The following is a 19,697-nucleotide window of genomic DNA, read 5'->3' on the forward strand; positions in this document are numbered from 1 at the left end:
GGGATTTCAAGGATCAACCCCGCGCGGCCGAGGCAATACCGCGCCCGAGCACGCAATCATCAGGATGAAGATCAAATGACCAACCAAACTCCCGAAACGACAATCGGCGTCGATCATGTTGGGCTCACGGTGCGCGAGTTCGAAACGACGCGGCGCTTCTTCTGCGATTGTCTCGGGTGGAAAGTCGTCGGTGGAAATCCGAGCTATCCAGCTGTCTTCGTATCGGACGGTCACGCAAGGGTTACGCTTTGGCAAGTGCAGCAGCCCGACACTTGTGTGTCGTTCGACCGCAAGCGGAACCTTGGTCTGCATCATCTCGCGCTTAAGGTCGGCTCTCTGACTGGGCTTCAGAGTCTCTACGAACGCGTTGCGGCCTGCCCGGCAGTCATTGTCGAATTTGCGCCCGAGTTGCTAGGAAATGGTCCGAAGACGCATTTCATGATTCAGGAGCCTGGCGGCGTGCGTCTGGAGTTCGCTTGCGATCCAGCCAATCGCTAGGCCAAACTTGCGCCTTCGCTTGTGAAAGCCGGGCAGGTGCGCCGGTGTCACGAAGGTCGATAGGGCTAGCCCGGAAGTCGGCCGGCGCAGAGCCCGCCTACGCCCCCGCTGGATCGATCGGCCAGCAAGCCTGCGGCCCGATATCTGAAAGGCAGATAGGCACGATCACTTCTAATCGTTTTCCTGCGGCTATCAGGGTTCGACCAACGCGATGGAGTTTGCGCTATCCGTATCCGATGCCTGGCAGGGACGGGGGATAGGACAGGCCCTGGTGCGATGGTTAGAGGGTCGAGCCAGGGAGCGCGGCGCAGTCTGCCTCTACGGCGACACGTTCCGATCAAATGGCGCGGCGCTCGCTCTAGCGCGCAAGCTGGAGTTTCTCACGCTGAACCATCACGCCGACTGGCAACTTGTGAGATGCGAAAAGATGATCGGGAAGGCAGAGCCTTACGACCTTGGCGCGATCATTGTCGACTGTGACGATAAATAGTGATTTGTCCGATCGCAATCACAGATCACATTGATGCCCAGGAACACAGATTGACACCGCACTGCGCGGTATCAGCATAAAATCATGGCATGACGCGCAGAAACTGATGGGGAGCGATCATTACGCTAGATGGCCCTCTCACTTCATTTCGTTTGTTGCGAGGGGGGCGACGGACACAATCTTTCAACAATGATCATGGTTCTGTTGGGAGAATTGAAATGCTAAAGGTGGATGCGTGCAGTCCTTCACAAATGGCCGTCGACGGCAATGGCCTCCGGTTTTGGCTGTGTGGTGCCGTTATCATTATCTATTTCGCTTGCTTCATCTCGCTGCTGTCCGCTTCACGATCCGCCGCGGCATCCGTCCAGGCTACGGGCATCTCTACCCCTTCGATCCTCTTGATCATCGGCTGCATGCTGGCGTCCATCGCGACAACTGCAATCTTTGTGTTCGTCCGCCGGGCCAATTGATATGTCTAAGGTTATATCGCCTTTCTCTTGCGTCTCGATTGGCCTGATAGCGATATTGACGGGCGCCAACGAAGCGCAAGCCGCCGGCTCAGCCGTGGTGGGCTCACAGGCAACAACATTCGCGTTTTTTGGAATCTTCCTGGCGATCACCCTGGCCGTGTGTGCTTGGGCTGCTCGTCAAACGAGTTCGACCGATGAATACCTCGCCGCATCGAATTCAGTGACTGCGACGCAAAACGGTTTTGCCATCGCCGGCGACTATATGTCCGCCGGCGCGTTCTTGGGGCTGACGGGCGCGATCTACGCTTCAGGCCTCGACGGGTTCTTCTTGGCCGCGACATATCTCGCAAGCTGGCCGGTCGTGCTGTTTCTTGTTGCTGAACCGCTACGCAGACTAGGGCGCTATTCGCTGGCCGATGTCTTGGCGCACAAGCTGAACGAACGGCCGATTCGGGTTCTCTCTGCGGCCTGCTCTCTGACAATCATCTGCTTCTATCTGGTGGCGCAACTGGTCGGAGCGGGAGAGCTCCTGGGGTTGTTGGTAGGCATATCCTATCGCGCCGCCGTCCTCGGCGGTGGCGCTCTGATGATCGTACTCGCGATCTTTGGCGGCATGCGAGGAGCGACCTGGGTGCAGATCATCAAAGCCGTCTTGATGCTGATCAGCGGTGCCGTCATCGCCACACTGTGCCTGTCGAGATTTGGACTTGATCTGGGCGAGCTGCTGCACCGAGCGTCGGGCGCGCACCCATCTGGTCAGCAGATTCTCAATATCCGCGGATTCGCTCGCGACGGGATTGCGACGACCTCTCTTGCAATCGGTGTTCTGTTCGGCACGGCAGGGTTGCCCCATATCCTGATGCGCTTCCTTACGGTGCGTGACGAGCGGGCGGCAAGACTCTCGGTCTTCTACGCGACATGCCTGATCGGGTTGTTCTTCATCATGCTTCTCCCAATCGGCTTCGGCAGCATTTCGCTTCTGCGCGACGCCTCTAGGCACCTGGCGCCCGACGGCAGCGTGTTGGGGGGAACGAACATGGTGGCGATCCATCTTGCAGAAATCGTCGGTGGCTCAGCGTTGATGGGCTTTGTTACAGCAGTTGCCTTCGCCACAATCCTTGCCGTTGTATGCGGGCTGCTCATTGCCGGCGCTTCCGCTGCCACCAACGATCTCATTGCAGGGCTGAGAGGACGGCCGCTCGACGAACGGTCGAAGTTGATCACCGTGCGTTTCACCGCGGCGATACTGGGCGTCATCGCCGTTGTTCTGGCAATCGCGTTCGAAGGACAGAACGTCGCCTATCTCATCGCAATGGCGACGTCGATAGCCGCCAGCGCGAACTTCCCGCTCTTGATCCTGGCAATATATTGGCCAAGGCTCTCGACCGCGGGAGCTCTTGCGGGAGGTGCGTTTGGCCTGCTCTCCTCGGTGACGCTGACCGTCATGGGGCCGACTGTTTGGACGAAGGTGTTGGGCCTCGGTTTGGCTCCGTTTCCCTACGACTCCCCGGCAATTCTGACCGTGCCAGCGGCCTTCCTCGTCTGTTTCGTCGTCTCAATCCTCAAGCGACCGGTGATGGATTTGGCTTCCGTCGACCTGGTGAACTGAGCACCAATAAAGCCAACACGGGGAAACACCATGCTTACCAAGAATGCGACCGCAACTCCGACCGTTGACGCGATCGCCGCGTTCGCTTCACGCGCATCCAAGAAGTCGTTGAAGGCCGATACGCGAAAGGTCTTCAAACGCAACATCCTGGATAGCCTCGGCTGCGCTATCTCGGCGCTTCCGGGAGCCCCCTTCACGGCACTTCGTGACCAGTTCGCCGAATATCGTTCCGGCGGCAGCTGCACCCTGATAGGCGGCGGGAGGACGGCGCCGGACCAAGCGGCACTCTACAACTCCGGTCTCGTTCGCTATGTCGATCTGCTCGACAGCTACATGTCGCCGGGTGGTCTCTGCCACCCTAGCGATAACTTCGGCGCGATCCTTGCCGCTGCGGAGCATGTGAAGGCCTCAGGCGAGGATTTCATGCTGGCGCTTGCCGTGGCTTACGAGATCCAGTGCCGCATCACGGCGGTCGTTCCCGTGATGGCAAAGGGTTTCAACCATGCCATCCAGCTAGCCATGTCGTCGGCTGCCGGAGCTGGAAAGCTGTTCGGTCTTACCGACCATCAGATCGCCAATGCCATCTCGATCGCAACGGTGGATAACATCTCGCTCACTTGTGTTCACGTCGAACCCGTGTCGCAGTGGAAGGGCTTCTCTCCTGGCATGACCGGAATGCGAGCCGTCTATGCCGCATCGTTGGCGAAGCGCGGCTTTACGGGACCATCCGGACTGTTCGAAGGGCCGAATGGCCTGCTTCGCATGTTCGACCAGAACATCGACATCGATTGGTCCGACGACTCGCTCGATGTCGTAAAGCTGACGGTCATGAAGAAGTTCTGTTCGCTTATTCATGGGCAGCCGGTCCTCGAGGCTGTTCTCAAGCTCAAGCGCGACAACGGATTGGGCGCCAAGGACGTCAAGCACGTTCGCTGCGACATCTTCCAGACCGGGTATGACATTGCCGGAGGCGGCGCGTTCGGTCCAAAGGATGATCCGCAAACGAAGGAGCAGGCGGATTACAATCTGAAGTACCTGATCGCCGCGGCCTTTCTCGACGACAAGGTCGGACCTGATCAGCTCGAGGCCGAGCGGGTCCGAGCCGCCGACGCGCATGAGTTGTTGCGGCGCGTAGAAGTGAGGCCCGACGACGTATTCACGTCGCGCTATCCGCACGAACTCAACGCGCGCCTTACGGTCGAGACGGTCGACGGACGAACTCTGGTACGCGAGCAACTCGGATATGAGGGAGGTCTTGCGAAGCCGCTGTCCTGGGGGCGGACCGTGGAGAAGTTCCATTGGCTCAGCGAACCCTTCGCCGATTCCGAGCTGCGCAACAATATCATCGAAGCCGTCGCGAACATCGATCAAAATTCCATCGAGTACTTGATGGGATTGCTGGGGCGAGCAAGCCCAAAGGCTGTCTTCAGAGCCAGCCATCCGGGCATCCAGTAACGAGCAATTACCAAGGGAGAGAAATAATGTCGATGATCTCGTGCGACATGCGCTTCGGTCGAAGCGATGAGCAGAAGAGAGCGCTATCCGCCGTGTTGCTTCGAGTGGTCAGCGAGGCCACCGGGGAGCGCCCCGACGATATCTTCTTTGTGATTCGCGAGGGGCGCGGAATCAATTTCGTCGAACACGGACAACACCTGCCCGAATTCGTCGAGGGCGCAGCCAACGACAAAGAGCTGATCGCGAAGCTCAAGTAAACGACGGAGGATAGAGAAGTGCCATTCATCCAGTGCCACATTCCGAGCGGCCTGACGAAAGCCAGGAAAACACAGCTGATCCGGGATATCGTCAAGGTGACCAACCAGTCCATCGGTTCAGACCCCAAGATCATCAACGTGCTTCTGACCGAGCACGCCCCCGAAAACATGAGCATATCCGGGCGTATTCACGGTGAGGAAGCCGGCAAGGCGGAGCCTGTCGGCACTTAGGGCGTCAGGCCGCATCAGTTTGATTGCTCATATCTCGACCGAACCAGTCAACGAGCGACATCGCGGTGTACCCGTGTCGCTCGTTGTCGTATTCTTCCGGGGATCGCTCCTGGTTCAGGGAGCTAGCCGTGAGCAAGCAATCGCGTAGTAGACGATAGGTGGTACACGGCGGTGGTCACAATATCCGGCCGAGCTTTTCGAGAATCCTTGTTTTCGGCGGGTTTCGGCGCAATCGCGGCGCAGGGGAAGAGCGTCCCACTCTCTCCGCCCCACTGCTTCTACTCTGCATTCAACCGTTCGAAGTGCAGCAAGGGTAAGCGTCCCTTCATTTCCAACTCTTCTTAGCGTTATGACTTGTGGCTTTGCTGCAGGTTGGCAGTGCAGGGAACGGGCTAGTAGCGGGCTTTCCTAGCGCGGTCGTCTAACATAGAAAACGGCGGCACCGCCGCTCGACCGGTTCTGCACCGAAAACTATTCGCAGTGAGCCTCAACCAATCGTCCATGAGATGGACGTTCCCACGCACGTGCTGTCAGGCCTTGCCGCGCGGGAGTTCGACATTACGCCGGTACACCCGAGGCCATGCATCGATGCTGGCGAGACCCGAAGTCCCGCGGAGCATAAATCCTAACAAACTCTCGTTTTCGGCCAAGGCGGCCTTTATGCGGGCGAGGGGGCGGCTTCTCCAAAATTGCTCTGGATTTGCCGCGACGTGCTGGTAAATCATGTGATTTATATGCATAGTATTGGCCCGCTTGCATCGCTGGGAACGTAACGTGACGTCCGAAAACAACGCCTTGAAGATTGGACCGCGCCTCCGGTGTGCCCGGTTGTCCAAGGGGCTGCGCATGAGAGACCTGGCGCAGGTCGTCGGATGTGACGAGAGCATGATTTCCAAGATCGAGGCCGGCAAGGTCATGCCGTCGCTGCCCATGCTCGACAAGATGGTCCACGCGCTCGACCGAGACATGGCCTCGTTTTTTGGCCTAAAGATCGATGACTACAAGCTGGTGCAGAAGCCCGAGGACCGGCTCAAGGTGCCGGTAGACGCACTGCGCGGCGGCACCGGTGTGACCTATGAGCGATTGGTGCCGATCGCCGCGGGCAATTTGCTCGAGGGCAACATTCATGTGGTCGCCCCGGGCGGCGGGAAGGTCGACCTCATCACCCATCAGGGCGAAGCCGTCGGCTACCTCGTGTCAGGAACCATCGAACTCACCGTCGACGACACCACATATCTGATGACGGCCGGCGACTCCTTCTTCTTCAAGGCTTATCTGACCAACAATTATCGCAATGTCGGGCAGGACGAAGCGCGGATCGTCTGGGTCAACACGCCGCAGGTCCACTGAGGTGATCGCGCCAGTGCATGAATTGGATGCATGTGGCGAAAACTGAAGCAGCGATGGCTCAACGTCGCTTCTTTTTTAGCGCGAGCGCGACGGCGTTGCATCCCAAAAAATCTCCAATTCGAGAACTTGCCAGCTCGATCACCGGAATGACCGAGCTGGCATAGCGCTTGCTTAACCTTTTGCATGACTGTGATGCATGTCGATTGCCCCCGGCTGCATCTGACATCGATGGGGCCCGATCACGTTGATGCGCTCCGGCAGCGATGCCGTCGCTTCGGTGAGTAACGGCAGGCGAACCGCTGATGGCTTTCGTTTGGAAACGTTTGCTGGGCACCATCCCGAGCCTGATCGGAGTTGTCGTTCTCACGTTCTTCATCTCGCACGCGCTGCCCGGCGACCCCGCGGCGTTCTTCGCTGGGCCCGCCGCGAACGCCGCATCGATCGAAAACATCCGCGCCACGCTTGGACTCGACCGTCCGTTGCCAGTGCAGTTCCTGCACTATGTGATTGACCTCGCGCACGGCAATCTCGGCCGTTCGCTCACTACCGGCCAACCGGTGCTGACCGATCTGGTCGAACGATTGCCAGCGTCGCTTGAGTTGTCATCCTTTGCGCTGCTGTTTGCGATCGGCATCGCCATCCCAATGGGCGTGTGGGCCGCGACCCGGATCAACGGCGGGGTCGATCACGCCTGCCGCGGGCTGGTCACCGTGAGTGCTGCGTTCCCGACCTTCTTCGTTGGCCTGCTGTTCGTCTACATCTTCTATTTCTTGCTCGGCTGGGCGCCGCAGCCGCTCGGCCGCCTCAACGAAATCGCCTTCTCGCCGCCGCCACGCGTCACCGGCGCCTACACCATCGACGCCCTCATTGCGGGTGACTGGCCGGTGCTGCGCGCGGCCTTGTCCCAGCTGATTCTGCCCGCGATATCACTAGGCCTGTTCGCGCTGGCGCCGATCGCGCGCATCACGCGCGCTGCGATGCTGGAGGCGCTGGGCAGCGACTTCATCCGCACCGCGCGCGCCAGCGGACTGCCGGTCCGTAAGATCCTGATGACCTACGCATTCCGCAACGTGCTGCTGCCCGTGAGCAGCGTGCTTGGCATGGTGTTCTCGTTCCTGCTGGGCTCGAACGTCCTGATCGAACAGGTGTTCGGCTGGCAGGGCGTCGGTGCCTATGCGGTGTCGGCCGTGATCGCCTCCGATTACGCCGCGGTGCAGGGCTTCGTCCTGATGATGGCGGTGCTCTACGTTCTGCTCAATCTCGCTGTCGACATCTTCGCGACGCTGGTCGACCCCCGCGTCCGCTACGAGGGCTGAGCGATGAGTCTCGTTACGCTCGCCCGCAACACCGGTTATGCCTTCGGCGAAAATCGCCTGACAGTGGTCGCCGTGATCATTCTGGCGCTGCTCGCGCTGTTCGCGATCTTTGGCCCCTATATCGCGCCCTATGATCCGCTGCTGACCTCCGCCACCACCAAGCTGGCGCGACCCAGCGCGCTGCATCCGTTCGGCACCGATGCGCTCGGCCGAGACATCCTCAGCCGCGTCATCGTGGCGACACGCCTCGACCTCGGCATGGCGGTTTCGGCGGTAGCGCTGTCGTTCGTAGTGGGCCTCGCGCTGGGCTCTATGGCCGGCTATTTCGGCGGCTGGACCGACCGCATCATTGGCCGCGCCATGGACACCATTATGGCGTTCCCCCTGTTCGTGCTGGCGATGGGCATCGTGGTGGCGCTCGGCAACAGCGTCGCCAACATCATCATCGCCACGATGATCATCAACCTGCCGTTCTACTGCCGCTTCGCGCGCGCCGAGGTCAACGTGCGGCGCGAGCTCGGCTATGTCGAGGCGGCGCGCATGGGCGGCAACGGACCGCTGCGCGTCCTCGTCAACCACATCGTGCCGAACATTCTGCCGCCGATGATGGTGCAGGCCTCGCTCAACATGGGCTGGGCGATCCTCAACGCCGCCGGCCTGTCCTTCATCGGGCTCGGGGTGCGGCCGCCGACGCCGGAGTGGGGCATCATGGTGTCGGAAGGCGCCAGCTACATCATCTCCGGCGAGTGGTGGGCCTTCATGTTTCCCGGCGCCGCGCTCGTGCTTGCGGTGTTCTCGTTCAATATGCTTGGCGACGGACTGCGTGACCTGCTCGATCCGAGGAAGCGCGTCTGATGGCACAGCTCGAGATCGACGACCTCTGCCTGGAATTCCGCACCCGTCACGGAGTGGTGCGGGCACTCGACAGCGTGAGCCTGTCCGTGACGCGCGGCGAGATCGTCGGCGTGGTCGGTGAGAGCGGATCCGGAAAGTCGGTTACCGCCTACACCGTCATGGGCCTCAACGATGAAGCCGCGCGAATCACCAAGGGCAGCATCACGATGGGCGGAATCGATCTTCTGGCTGCGCGGCCAGAGGCCATGCGCGAGATTCGCGGGCGCGAGATGGCGATGATTTTTCAGAGCCCCCGTACGGCGCTCAATCCGATCCGCAAGATCGGCAAGCAGATTGAGGATGTGCTGCAAGAACATGCCGGCTTGCCGAGCCGCGATCTCAGGAAGGCGGCCATAGCGGCCCTGGCGCGTGTCCGCATTCCCGATCCGGAACGTCGGGCAGAGGCCTATCCGTTCGAGCTCTCGGGCGGGATGTGCCAGCGCGTGATGATCGCGATGGCGCTGGCCTGCACGCCATCCGTGCTGATCGCTGATGAGCCCACGACGGGGCTCGATGTGACGACGCAAGCCGTGATCATGGATCTCATCAGGGAGATGAGCCGGTCGACGCGGATGTCGACGCTGCTGATTACGCACGATCTCGGCCTTGCCGGCGAATATTGCGACCGGATCGCGGTCATGCATGCCGGGCACATCGTCGAGATCGGGACGACTGAGGCGCTCCTGCAGCATCCGGCACATCCCTATACACGCCAGTTGCTGGCCGCCACGCCCGTTCCGGAGTCGCGTCTCGACGACCTCAACGCCATTCCCGGTCATCTGCCCGATCTGCGCGGCGCGTTGCCGCCGTGCCGCTTCAGCGGTCGCTGTGAGCGGCGGCAGCCGATCTGTGACGAGGCGGAGTTGTCATGGACCGAATTGTCTCCCGCGCACCTCGTGCGCTGCCGGTTTCCGCTGTCATGACGCCGCTGCTCGAAGTCAAATCACTGTCCAAGTTTTACCCGATCAAGCGGGGAGGGCGCGGCGCGCGGCTGCGTGCGGTCGACGATGTGGATCTAACAATCGGTGCCGGCGAAAGCGTCGGCCTGGTCGGCGAGTCCGGCTGCGGCAAATCCACCATGGTTCGCCTGCTTGGCCGGCTGATCGATCCGACGGTCGGCCGGGTCCTGATCGGTGGTGAGGATCTCACCGCCGTGACGCAAGCGCAGTTTGCGGCCTCGCCGAGGCGGCGGCGGATTCAAGTCGTGTTCCAGGACGCGACAGAAAGCCTCAATCCCTCATTCCGCGCTTTTCAGGCGATCGCTGATCCGTTGAAGCGGCTACTCGGCATGACCAACGGCACTGAGCTGGACGAGCGCGTGCGCGCCACGGCCGCGCTGGTCGGATTGCCGGAAGAGCTGCTGCAGCGTTACCCGCATCAGTTGTCGGGCGGCCAGCGCGCGCGCGTCGGCATCGCGCGTGCCGTCGCAGTCGAACCCTCGCTGTTAATCCTCGATGAGCCGACCTCTGCGCTCGACGTGTCGGTCCAGGCCGTGATCCTGCGGTTGCTCGCCGACCTGCGCGCGCGGCTGTCGATGAGCTATTTGTTCGTGTCGCACGATCTCAACGTGGTGCGGCTTCTCTGCTCGCGCGTGGTCGTGATGTATCTCGGCAAGATCGTCGAAATCGCGCCGGCCGAGACGCTCTTCACTGCGCCGCGTCACCCCTACACGCAGGCACTGGTTGCCGCGATCCCGGATCCGGCGAGGCGCGGCGAAGCGCGGGTCAGGCTCGACGGAAGTCCAAGCAGCCCAATCGACCCGGATCCCAACGTCTGTCGCTTCTACGGCCGCTGTCCGAAGGGGGCCGATATTTGCAGCAGGGCCATGCCGACACTTCGCGCGGTTGGCCCGGACCATTTCGCCGCCTGCCATTTTGCTCCTTCACCGGCTGGAGAAACCGATGAGCGCTGACAACGAGATCTGCCGTATGGACGCCATGACCGTCGCGGCGAAAGTCAGGGACAAGACGCTTTCCGCCGCTGAGGTCACTGAAGCCGTTCTGCGCCGGATGGAGGAGGTCGAACCGCACATCCATGCCTTCTGCACGCCGACGCCCGATGTAGCGCGCGCCGCCGCAGCTGCAGTCGATGCCAAGATCGCAGCCGGCAAGGATCCGGGCCTGCTGGCGGGCGTGCCGATCGGAATCAAGGATCTCGTCGCCACCAAGGACATCCTGACCGTGATGGGCTCGCCCCTCTATCGGGACTTCGTGCCTGATGAGGACGACATCGTGGTCGAGCGGCTGAAGGACGCTGGCGCCGTGATCATCGGCAAGACCAACGTGCCTGAGTTCGGTTACAGCGGCGTCGGTCACAACCCGGTTTTCCCGGCGACGCGCAATCCCTGGAATCTCGACATGACATCCGGCGGATCGAGCGCCGGCTCGGGTGCTTCGGTTGCGGCGGGCGTCGCGCCGTTTGCGATCGGTTCGGATGGCGGCGGATCGATCCGGATTCCGTCGGCGCTTTGCGGGCTGTACGGGATCAAGGCCTCGATGGGCCGGGTGCCGCTCTACCCGGGTTGCCGCGATGAGCGCTATCCCGGTGTGTCGAGCTGGGAATCGCTCGAACACGTCGGCCCGATGAGCCGGACCGTGGCCGACTCGGCGCTGATGCTCAAGGTGATCACCGGACCCGACCCGCGCGATCGCTATTCGATTCCGGCCGCCGACTTCGACTATGTCGCCGCCACCAAGGAAAGCATCAAGGGCCTTCGCATCGCCTATAGCGAAGACTGGGGCTATGCGCCGGTCGACCCGGAGGTGCGCCGCGTCGTCTCCGAGGCGGTGCGCGTGTTCGAGACCGACCTCGGCTGCACAGTCGAGCGCGCCAGTCCCGGATGGGACGATCCGTTCCCGCAATTCTGGACCATCGTTGCCGGCGACACTGATCTCACCGGCATGCGCCGCATGATGAAAGGGCGCGAAAAAGAAATGTCGCCGCACCTCGTCGCCCTGCTGGAGCGGCAGTGGACGGCGGAAGAATTCACCGACGCCAAGATGATGCGGCAGATGGTCTGCAACCGCATGTGGCGGTTCATGGCCAACTACGACCTCCTGATCACGCCGACGCTCGCAGTGCCGGCGTTCCCGCTCTACATGCAGGGCCCCGAGATCATCGAAGAGAAGATGGTCACGACCGGCGACTGGCTCTGCTTCACGTTCATCTGCAACCTGACCGGTCAGCCGGCAGCGACCATTCCCGCTGGCTTCACCAAAACCGGCTTGCCGGTTGGCATGCAGATCATCGGCCGCCATCTGGCGGACCGCACCGTGCTCGCAGCGTCTGGAGCGTTCGAACAAGCGCGTCCGTGGGCTCACCAATGGCCGAAGCTGCTGGGTGACCTCGGTCTCTGATGCTGCCGTCACGTTCCCACTCACATATCCAGGAGGATGCACGACATGAAGCTCGATCGTAGACTTCTCACAGCGGCGCTGCTCACAGCGTCCGCTGCATTGCCCGGCGCTCCCGCGCTCGCGGCTGAAATCGCCAAGGACACAATGGTCATCGTGTCCGAGATGGGCCCGAACGGCCTCGACACGATGGTGCCGACGGCCAACGATCACAGCCGCATGGTGGTATGGCAGGCCTACGACCGGCTCGTCAGCCATGGCGAGAAGAAGCTGGCGGATGGCACTGTGTCCTACGATGCCAAGGTCATGACCCCCGAGCTGGCCGAAAGCTGGGAAGCCGCCGAGGACGGCAAGACCTACATCTTCCATCTGCGCAAGGATGCCACGTTCCACGACGGCAGCCCAGTCACGGCCAAGGACGTCAAATGGTCGTTCGACCGCGCTATCGCCGCCGGCGGCTTTCCGGCGGTGCAAATGGCGGCGGGATCGCTGGTCAAGCCTGAACAGTTCACGGTGATCGACGATCACACCTTCAAAGCGACCTTCGACCAGTTCAACAAACTGACGATGCCCGACCTCGTCGTTCCCGTGCCCGTCATCATCAATTCAGAGCTCGCCAAGAAGCATGCAACGCCACAGGACCCTTGGGCATTCGAGTGGGTATCACGCAATGATTGCGGCGGTGGTGCTTACAAGGTCGAGTCTTGGTCACCCGGTCAGCAGACCGTCTTCACCCGGTTCGACGCCTGGAAGTCCGGCCCGTTACCCCAGCTCAAGCGCGTGATCTATCGGCAGATCGCTTCGGCCGGTACGCGCCGTGCGTTGCTGGAAAAGGGCGACGTCGACATGTCGGTCGGCTTGCCCCCGAAGGACTATGCGGAGCTGGCAGAGCAGGGGAAGGTCGCGATCATCGGCGTGCCCGTGCAGAACGACCTCGTGTTCGTCGACATGAACGTCAAGATCGCGCCGTTTGACAATCCCAAGGTGCGCGAGGCGATCTCCTACGCCATCCCCTACAAGGAGATCGTGAGTTCCGCGCTCTATAACCGCGCCAAGCCGATGTTCGGCGGCGACCCGGATAAACCCTATCCGGATGCAACGTGGCCGGTTCCGATCAAGCATGGCCAGGATCTGGCCAAGGCCAAGCAGTTGCTGACCGAGGCCGGCTTCCCTAACGGCTTCAAGACCACGCTGTCGATCGATCTGTCGGAATCGACCGTGCGTGAGCCGACTGCCATCCTGATCCAGGAGGCGCTGAAGACGATTGGCGTCGAACTCACGATCGAGAAGGTGCCTGGCTCGAACTGGTTCGCCCAGATGGCGAGCAAGACGATGCCGATGGTCATCGCAGAATTCTACGGCTGGCTCGACTACCCCGACTACTTTTTCTTCTGGACTTTCCATGGCGGCAACAACTCGGTGTTCAACACCGCCAACTACGTCAATCCGAGCCTCGACAAGGTGATCGACGAAGCGCGCTTCACCCGGGATCCCGAGATCTACAAGACCAGCCTGACCAAGATGGTGGACATCGTCATGACCGATCTGCCGCGCATTCCGCTCTACACCCGCTTTGCGGACTATGCGGTGCAGAAGAACGTCAAGGGCTTTGAATACTGGTTCCACACGCATCCCGACTTCCGCAAGCTCTACAAGGAATGAGGCGACGGCAAGCGCGCTCGATGGGGCGCGCTTGCCTTTCATTCGGAGAAACACCGTGCAAGACATGCTCGGCGCCTTTGTTCCAGGTCCCATCCTCCAGCGCGCTCCGCACCGATCAGGCCCGTTGTCGGGTCTGACCTTTGCAGTCAAGGATCTGTTCGACGTCGCGGGCACCGTGACCGGCTGCGGCAATCCGGACTGGGCCGCCACGCATGAGGTGGCTAAGGCTGACGCCTGCGCGGTCGACTGTCTGCTGGGCGCGGGCGCCGCGTTGACTGGCAAGACCATCACCGATGAAATCTCGCTCGGATTGCTCGGCATCAACAGATTCTATGGCACGCCACTTAACCCGCGTGCGCCGGACCGCGTCCCAGGCGGCTCGTCGAGCGGCTCCGCCTCAGCTGTTGCCGGCGGTCTAGTGGATATTGCGTTAGGGACTGATTCCGGCGGCTCGGTGCGCGTGCCGTCCAGTTTCTGCGGGCTCTACGGGCTGCGGCCGACGCACGGTCGGATCTCCGTTACTGGCATGATGATCCAGGCGCCGTCATTCGACACCGTCGGCTATTTCACCCGCGACGCGATGACATTCGCGCGGGTCGGCGCGGTGCTGCTCGCAGAGCAAGCGCCCGACGCCTTGCCAACGGAAATTGTGATTGCGTCCGACTGCTTTGCCATCGCCGACGCGCAAGTGCAGGGCGCCCTGCAGTCGATCGTTGATCGGTTACGTCTTGCGACTGCGACCACTTTGTCACCCTTGACCCGAGGAGAGCTTCGCGATTGGGCGCGGCATCAGCGTATCCTGCAGAGATGCGAATTTCAGGCGACTTTTCGCGATTGGGTCGACCGGGTGAATCCGCGGTTCTCCTCGGAAGTCGCTGGCGCTTTTGCCGACGACGGCCGCACGCCACCGGCCGATCTCGCGGCCGCCAAGGCTTTTCGCGCGAGCGCGTCGAAGCGGCTCGACGATCTGCTCGATGGCCGGCGCATGCTGTGCCTGCCGACCTCCCCCATTCTGCCGATCAGTCGCGATGCACGCCTGTCGGAGATCCGTGCAGCAGTGCAGGGGATCGTGGATCTGACAGGTATCGCCGGCTTGACCGGCTTGCCCCAGGTCAACCTGCCCGTCGCAACGTCAGGCTCTATTCCGGTCGGGCTGTCTCTTATCGGCTGGCGTGGCGGTGATGCACCGCTTATTGCTGCGGCACGCACCCTGGCCCGGGAATTCTCGGTAGGACTGTTCGAGGAGCCCCGATGACTGACGTCAGGGACACAAGGACGCTCACGCTCGATGGTGCGCTCAAGGTGCTCCACGCGGCCATCACGGAGGCTAACCGTATCGGGCAACCGATGTGTATCGCGGTGGTCGATACCGGCGGCAATCTCTTGGCGTTCGGACGCATGGACGGCTCGAAAGGACTGAGCGTTACGTCATCCATCAACAAAGCGCGAACGTCGGCGCTGTCCGGCGTGCCGACCGGCGGCGCTCACGCAGATGTGGAGATTCAGGTCACCTTGGCGCACGAAAGTCGTTGGACCAATCTGATCGGTGGTTTGCCCATCCGCGTCGATGGATTCATTCTTGGCGCAGTGGCGGGCTCCGGGTCGGGCATGCAGGATCTCGCCGTGGCTCGAGCCGGTGCCGCTGCGTTCCCGCGCGCAGACATGTGCCCCGATTTCAAGCCGATGGGAGCGGAGGATACCGGGATCATCAGGGGATGACGCCTCAGCCGAGGATCTGAATCATTCGTGTAGTTTACAGGCGCAGCACGACTTTCGTCCGCTCTCGGCGCGGCTGAAGACAGCTAAGGGCCCACAAGCGGAACCAAATCCGCTCCGTTAATCGCTCATTGTACGACTTCGTCGGCGCTAGCCATGAACGTTGGCGGCCCCTCGAGCCCGATCGCTTCGGCGGTCTTGAGATTGATCGCTAGTTGGAACTTGGCCGGCAACTCGATCGGCTAGTCACCGGGATGTTCACCTCGAGGACCCGGTCTACATGTCGCGCCGCTTGACGAAGCAGCTCAACATGGTCGTTGCCGTAACCAATGAGCTCGCCAGATTAAACAAATTAGCGGTTGAAGTAGACGGCTGGCACCATGTAACGCGCCGGGGTGCTCGCGGTGTAGTCGCATCGCAATTGCAGTGGAAAGCTACGGTTCAGATGGCGCGGAGGGGACCGTTGCGAACACCGTAGCAATTTGTTCGAGGCGAAAGAAAGGCCGAGTTACTTCAACGGGGTTGGCCAGACACCCGTTCCGCCGAAAAAGGGGCCCTCCAATCGAGAGCCAAGATCTTTAGTCAGGGTTCGCGGTCCTCAGCCGAAAACTTGAAGGTAGCCCACCCCAACTGGTCGCATTCCGGTCGCGGCATGGCCGCGACGGCAGCTGCGGGCATCGAACGGCCGGAGCGGCGCGCTCCCGATCTCTGACGGTATTTGAACATACGCCCAACCAAGGCCGTAATGGCAGTCTTGACCACGCTGGCAGAGTTGATCAGTCGGTTGACTCCGATAGATGCCGAATTCGCCAAGAGCGCGAATGGCTCAAATTTTTTTGTGAATTCAAGACCACAAAATTGCGGCGGGTATACCGTCGGCATTTGTCCGTCAGACTTGGAGAATTGTGCTGGCAAATCAACGACGATACGCTGTCCCAATGATTGAGTGGGTAGCATTTCTGAAAGGTACTTTTGGCCTCGAAATGTACCCTATGGTCCACAAAGCGAGGCAAATCATTGAAATCGCAGCAAATGGGACCGCCCTCCGAGCGCGCAAAACTGAGTTACGTCGTCGCCATGGGCTTCACACTGGCCGAGCATCCGGCTCGAGAATTGGCGAGGAGATCCCGCGAAGTCATTTACTGACACAACGCCCGAGATACGGGCTATGGCTCGTTGCTAAACGAACTAGTCCGGGATCGAAGGCACGTGGCACTAACGTCATACCCAGCTGGCGCTATCGGCCATCGGCCGACTTCTTCCATAACGTCTCATTCGGCGAATTCAAGCGATGGGACATTGCTATGGTCACCATTGTCAATTTGGGATTGGAGGACGTTTGATTAATGCTCGACCAAATGCGCCGATCATTGCTGCGGCCTCATGATCCCCACGATCACCGAGAATGCGATGAAGCGTCCTGGCACTTTCTTGGAATACGGGCAAAAGCGATGGGTCACGTTCGCACAAGACACCTGCGATACACAGCGCAAGGGCCTCCATACCCATCTTCGCTTGAGCTAACGGATCTGCTGCCATCTTTTCCTGCCTCCATCGACAGTTTAATCGTACACGCCCCGATCCCCGAGGCTCAGTTTGTGTGACGACGCTCGCTCCTGGAGGCGATCAAGCCCTTTAATTCCTCGACAAGACGCCGCCTGATGAAGTTGCGTTCTGCGTCAGTCAGTTGAGTGTCCAACAGCCGTCGGTACCGCCGTACATTTGCTTCGCGAGTCCACCGAGCATCCGCGTGGGATACTCTCAACGGCCGATGCCGCTTCGTCGCAGCATGTCGTTCGGAATCGCAAACGGCGCGCACCGGCTTGCTCACTCGAGGCAGCTGCATCGCCATTCCACCGCGCGGCGGCGGATCCTCCTCGTCGTCCAGCCGCTTCAGCGCCGCCAGGATATCGGCAAGGCGCAACCGATGCGGAATGCCGGGCACCTCCCGAAGAGCCGGCTGGGATTCGACGACGTACATATCCGATGCCCAGGACGACAGGATGACGCGCTTCTCGTCTGTCGAGAGCCAAGCGTCATTCAATACATCGCCAGGTGAATTGTAGTGAGATACTGGATGGAAAATCGGCTCATTGAGGTTGGCATTACGATTGGCTTGGCTCATGGCGTGTCTCCTGTTTCTCCTTTCGTCCAGAGACGCGTTGCTGAAGGCTTGAATATAGAGGTCGGCGACGGTCATACGCCGCCGACCTCTGACGTTAGTTGCTGTTGATCGCGATACGCTTGACGTTCGACCTTGACTGCTCGGACCTCGGCAGCGTCACGGTGAGGACGCCGTTCTTGAAGTCGGCCTTCGCCTTATCTTCCTCGACGCCATCAAGCGGAATCTGGCGCTCGAAAGAGCCGTAGTATCGCTCGCTGACGAACTTGGAATCGTCGCTGCGTTCGGCTTTCCTTTCACCCCGGATTGACAGGATGCCATTGGCGATTTCAACCTGGACATCCTTTTCGCTGAGGCCTGGAAGCTCGGCGGAAACCCTAACCTCCTTATCGGTCTCATTCAGTTCCAGGCGTGGCCAGCTAAACTGGCCCTCCATCAACGGACCGTTGATGCGACCGAATGAGCCGAAGCCGCGAAAGGCGTCATCGAACAGACGGTTCATCTCGCGGTGAAGCGTGAGAAACGGATCGAATGCCTCTCGTCCGGTTGAGAGTTCTTGCCCTTTGCCCCAGGGAACGAGATCCCGAATACCCATGATATCCTCCTTAACTTGACATGCAGCTGGTCAGCGCACGGACGGTTACCGTCCGTGCGTGTTTTGGCCCAATAGGAAGCGGGCTCAGGCCGCCTTCTGCGTGATCTGTCCGCCAGGAGCGCCACTTCCGATGGCAATACGCCGAGGCTTCATGGCCTCGGGGATTTCGCGCACGAGCTCGATCCGCAGCAGACCGTTCTCGACCATTGCCGACTTGACCTGCACGTAGTCGGCGAGGTTGAACTGTCGCTTGAACGGACGCGCCGAGATACCCTGATAGAGGTATTCGTGCTGGTCCTTGTCGCCCTTGCGGCCTTCCACGGTCAGCACGTTCTGCTCAGCCGTCACCGAAATCTCGTCCTGGTTGAAGCCGGCCAGTGCGACCGAGATCTGGTAACGGTCCTCTCCGAGCCGCTCGATATTGTAGGGCGGGTAGTTGTCTTCGGATCGGTGCTGGGTTTCGTCGAGAAGGTCGAAGAGGCGGTCGAATCCAATACTCGAACGCCACAGGGGAGTGAAATCATATGTCCTCATAGCCAAGTCCTCCAGAGAGCAAGATGGATACGAAGGAGCGCAAGACGTTCGGTGCAAGACATCTGTCCGGCGCCCTGGTTGCTTTGCCGAGCCCAGCCTGGCGCCCGGCACCGCCCGTAAGCGGCAAAAATCCAATTAGAAAAACGGCGATCAGTTTCAAGAGCGTTCGCAAAAATTTTTTGGGCTTGGTTTTAGTCGGGTTATTCCGGCCCGCGCACCGGAACCGAGTTCGGGCAGTTGGCTCGCGAGGGCACACCGGCCATCTCAGCCGGGTCGGGAGACCACTCAATACGGGGACATCGCGGGGGCCGGAGAAGTTTGCACTGTGGCCGCGGGGACCTGGATTTCTTGATCCGGATCAAGACAACGAGAGAACGGCGCCGTCCACGGTAAATCACTCGTCGTGGGAGGCCGTCTGATGGCGTGCCGGCCCCATTGCGGTATTTCCATTTGCTCTGGAGTCGGCTGCCGTGCAAACGGGCTTATCACGAAGGCACGCGCCATGCGAGATCGGTTGCGAAGCCGGCGCGCAACCCTTGCTTGCAGCTAGCCTCTAACGTTTCAAGTCCCGCCGATCTCTTGCGAACGCCGGATGCGCCACCCCATCTATTTGCGATACTTGCGGAAGTCATGCGCTGAGCGATTGCATCGCAAGCGATCACCGGAACGAGGACACCCCTACAACGCTGACGGTGCACCAAATGAAAGCGGCTTCAGCGCCTACGGCAGGCTCAGGAGGTTGAAATGAGAATGCACAGGTGGCTCCATTGTTCGAGAGCGTGCCGCCGCGGCTCTAAGGCTGGACGGAGCTTGGGTTTCGGCGGAACGGGCTTGGACCGCGCTCTGATCAGCTCGACGGCACGCGCTTCGATCTGACGGATCCGCTCGCGCGAAACGCCGCGCTCCTGCGCAGGTTCGTCCAAGGTCTTCGGTTCATCGGAGAGCAGGCGCGCCTCGACTCCGCGATGCTTCCGCTCGCTCACCATTGGCGGGTCGGACCGCCGGCAGATCGCAAATTTTTTCTGAGCGGCTCTTGACGCCGTCACTCCGCCGCATAATTTTTGCCGCGCCAGCCCGCTTTGGGGCGGTGTCGGGGCGCCCATTAGGGCCCCAGACGAGACGGGCGCCGGTTGTGTCCCGGTGCC

General features: G+C 60.8%; 20 protein-coding genes. 16 read left to right on the top strand and 4 right to left on the bottom strand.

The window, feature by feature from the left end; translation table 11 throughout:
* Positions 1 to 75 precede the first annotated feature (75 nt).
* From QJT82_RS02345 to QJT82_RS02420, 16 genes are all read left to right on the top strand, one after another.
* Entirely contained in the window at positions 76 to 498 is a 423-nt protein-coding gene (locus QJT82_RS02345) for a VOC family protein (protein WP_028344983.1), read from the top strand.
* 708 nt (positions 499 to 1,206) lie between these two features.
* Entirely contained in the window at positions 1,207 to 1,458 is a 252-nt protein-coding gene (locus tag QJT82_RS02350) for a hypothetical protein (protein WP_155258862.1), read from the top strand.
* Positions 1,459 to 1,513: 55 nt separating this feature from the next.
* Positions 1,514 to 3,067 carry a sodium/solute symporter gene (locus QJT82_RS02355; protein WP_196238265.1) on the top strand — a complete coding sequence of 518 codons (1,554 nt, stop codon included), beginning with the start codon at positions 1,514 to 1,516 and terminating at the stop codon, positions 3,065 to 3,067.
* A gap of 30 nt (positions 3,068 to 3,097) precedes the next feature.
* Complete coding sequence (locus tag QJT82_RS02360; RefSeq protein WP_035634215.1) at positions 3,098 to 4,522, top strand: MmgE/PrpD family protein; 1,425 nt, start codon at positions 3,098 to 3,100, stop codon at positions 4,520 to 4,522.
* 26 nt (positions 4,523 to 4,548) lie between these two features.
* Positions 4,549 to 4,779, top strand: coding sequence for a tautomerase family protein (locus QJT82_RS02365; RefSeq protein ID WP_028344981.1), 231 nt, complete (start codon positions 4,549 to 4,551; stop codon positions 4,777 to 4,779).
* Between the two features lie 18 nt (positions 4,780 to 4,797).
* Complete coding sequence (locus QJT82_RS02370) at positions 4,798 to 5,010, top strand: tautomerase family protein (protein WP_028344980.1); 213 nt, start codon at positions 4,798 to 4,800, stop codon at positions 5,008 to 5,010.
* 774 nt (positions 5,011 to 5,784) lie between these two features.
* Positions 5,785 to 6,360, top strand: a complete 576-nt coding sequence (locus QJT82_RS02375; RefSeq protein ID WP_225159470.1) for a cupin domain-containing protein — start codon at positions 5,785 to 5,787, stop codon at positions 6,358 to 6,360.
* A 17-nt stretch (positions 6,361 to 6,377) separates the two neighbouring features.
* Positions 6,378 to 6,524: a hypothetical protein gene (locus QJT82_RS02380; RefSeq protein WP_155258861.1), complete on the top strand. Its 147-nt coding sequence runs from the start codon at positions 6,378 to 6,380 to the stop codon at positions 6,522 to 6,524.
* Between the two features lie 135 nt (positions 6,525 to 6,659).
* Entirely contained in the window at positions 6,660 to 7,676 is a 1,017-nt protein-coding gene (locus QJT82_RS02385) for an ABC transporter permease (protein WP_028344978.1), read from the top strand.
* Between the two features lie 3 nt (positions 7,677 to 7,679).
* Complete coding sequence (locus tag QJT82_RS02390) at positions 7,680 to 8,531, top strand: ABC transporter permease (protein WP_069277456.1); 852 nt, start codon at positions 7,680 to 7,682, stop codon at positions 8,529 to 8,531.
* On the top strand, positions 8,531 to 9,493 hold the full coding sequence (locus QJT82_RS02395; RefSeq protein ID WP_028344976.1) for an ABC transporter ATP-binding protein: 963 nt from the start codon (positions 8,531 to 8,533) through the stop codon (positions 9,491 to 9,493). The genes QJT82_RS02390 and QJT82_RS02395 overlap by 1 nt, the downstream gene beginning before the upstream one ends.
* On the top strand, positions 9,439 to 10,482 hold the full coding sequence (locus tag QJT82_RS02400; RefSeq protein WP_245288949.1) for an ABC transporter ATP-binding protein: 1,044 nt from the start codon (positions 9,439 to 9,441) through the stop codon (positions 10,480 to 10,482). Before QJT82_RS02395 ends, QJT82_RS02400 begins: the two co-directional genes overlap by 55 nt.
* On the top strand, positions 10,472 to 11,926 hold the full coding sequence (locus QJT82_RS02405) for an amidase (RefSeq protein ID WP_028344974.1): 1,455 nt from the start codon (positions 10,472 to 10,474) through the stop codon (positions 11,924 to 11,926). The genes QJT82_RS02400 and QJT82_RS02405 overlap by 11 nt, the downstream gene beginning before the upstream one ends.
* Positions 11,927 to 11,971: 45 nt before the next feature.
* Entirely contained in the window at positions 11,972 to 13,585 is a 1,614-nt protein-coding gene (locus tag QJT82_RS02410) for an ABC transporter substrate-binding protein (protein WP_028344973.1), read from the top strand.
* Positions 13,586 to 13,649: 64 nt separating this feature from the next.
* Positions 13,650 to 14,840, top strand: coding sequence for an amidase (locus QJT82_RS02415; RefSeq protein ID WP_035634209.1), 1,191 nt, complete (start codon positions 13,650 to 13,652; stop codon positions 14,838 to 14,840).
* Entirely contained in the window at positions 14,837 to 15,304 is a 468-nt protein-coding gene (locus tag QJT82_RS02420) for a heme-binding protein (RefSeq protein ID WP_259244219.1), read from the top strand. The genes QJT82_RS02415 and QJT82_RS02420 overlap by 4 nt, the downstream gene beginning before the upstream one ends.
* A gap of 1,314 nt (positions 15,305 to 16,618) precedes the next feature.
* Here QJT82_RS02420 and QJT82_RS02425 read toward each other — a convergent pair.
* The 4 genes from QJT82_RS02425 to QJT82_RS02440 all read right to left on the bottom strand — a co-directional run bounded on the left by QJT82_RS02425 (position 16,619) and on the right by QJT82_RS02440 (position 18,552).
* Entirely contained in the window at positions 16,619 to 16,840 is a 222-nt protein-coding gene (locus QJT82_RS02425) for a hypothetical protein (RefSeq protein ID WP_176731326.1), read from the bottom strand.
* A gap of 52 nt (positions 16,841 to 16,892) precedes the next feature.
* On the bottom strand, positions 16,893 to 17,501 hold the full coding sequence (locus QJT82_RS02430; protein ID WP_259244218.1) for a hypothetical protein: 609 nt from the start codon (positions 17,499 to 17,501) through the stop codon (positions 16,893 to 16,895).
* A 19-nt stretch (positions 17,502 to 17,520) separates the two neighbouring features.
* Positions 17,521 to 18,018, bottom strand: a complete 498-nt coding sequence (locus QJT82_RS02435; RefSeq protein WP_259244217.1) for an Hsp20/alpha crystallin family protein — start codon at positions 18,016 to 18,018, stop codon at positions 17,521 to 17,523.
* 84 nt (positions 18,019 to 18,102) lie between these two features.
* Positions 18,103 to 18,552, bottom strand: a complete 450-nt coding sequence (locus tag QJT82_RS02440; protein ID WP_028344367.1) for an Hsp20 family protein — start codon at positions 18,550 to 18,552, stop codon at positions 18,103 to 18,105.
* Between the last annotated feature and the right edge of the window lie 1,145 nt (positions 18,553 to 19,697).

It is taken from the genome of Bradyrhizobium sp. Mp19 (genome assembly GCF_029952935.1).
Lineage (GTDB): Bacteria > Pseudomonadota > Alphaproteobacteria > Rhizobiales > Xanthobacteraceae > Bradyrhizobium > Bradyrhizobium elkanii.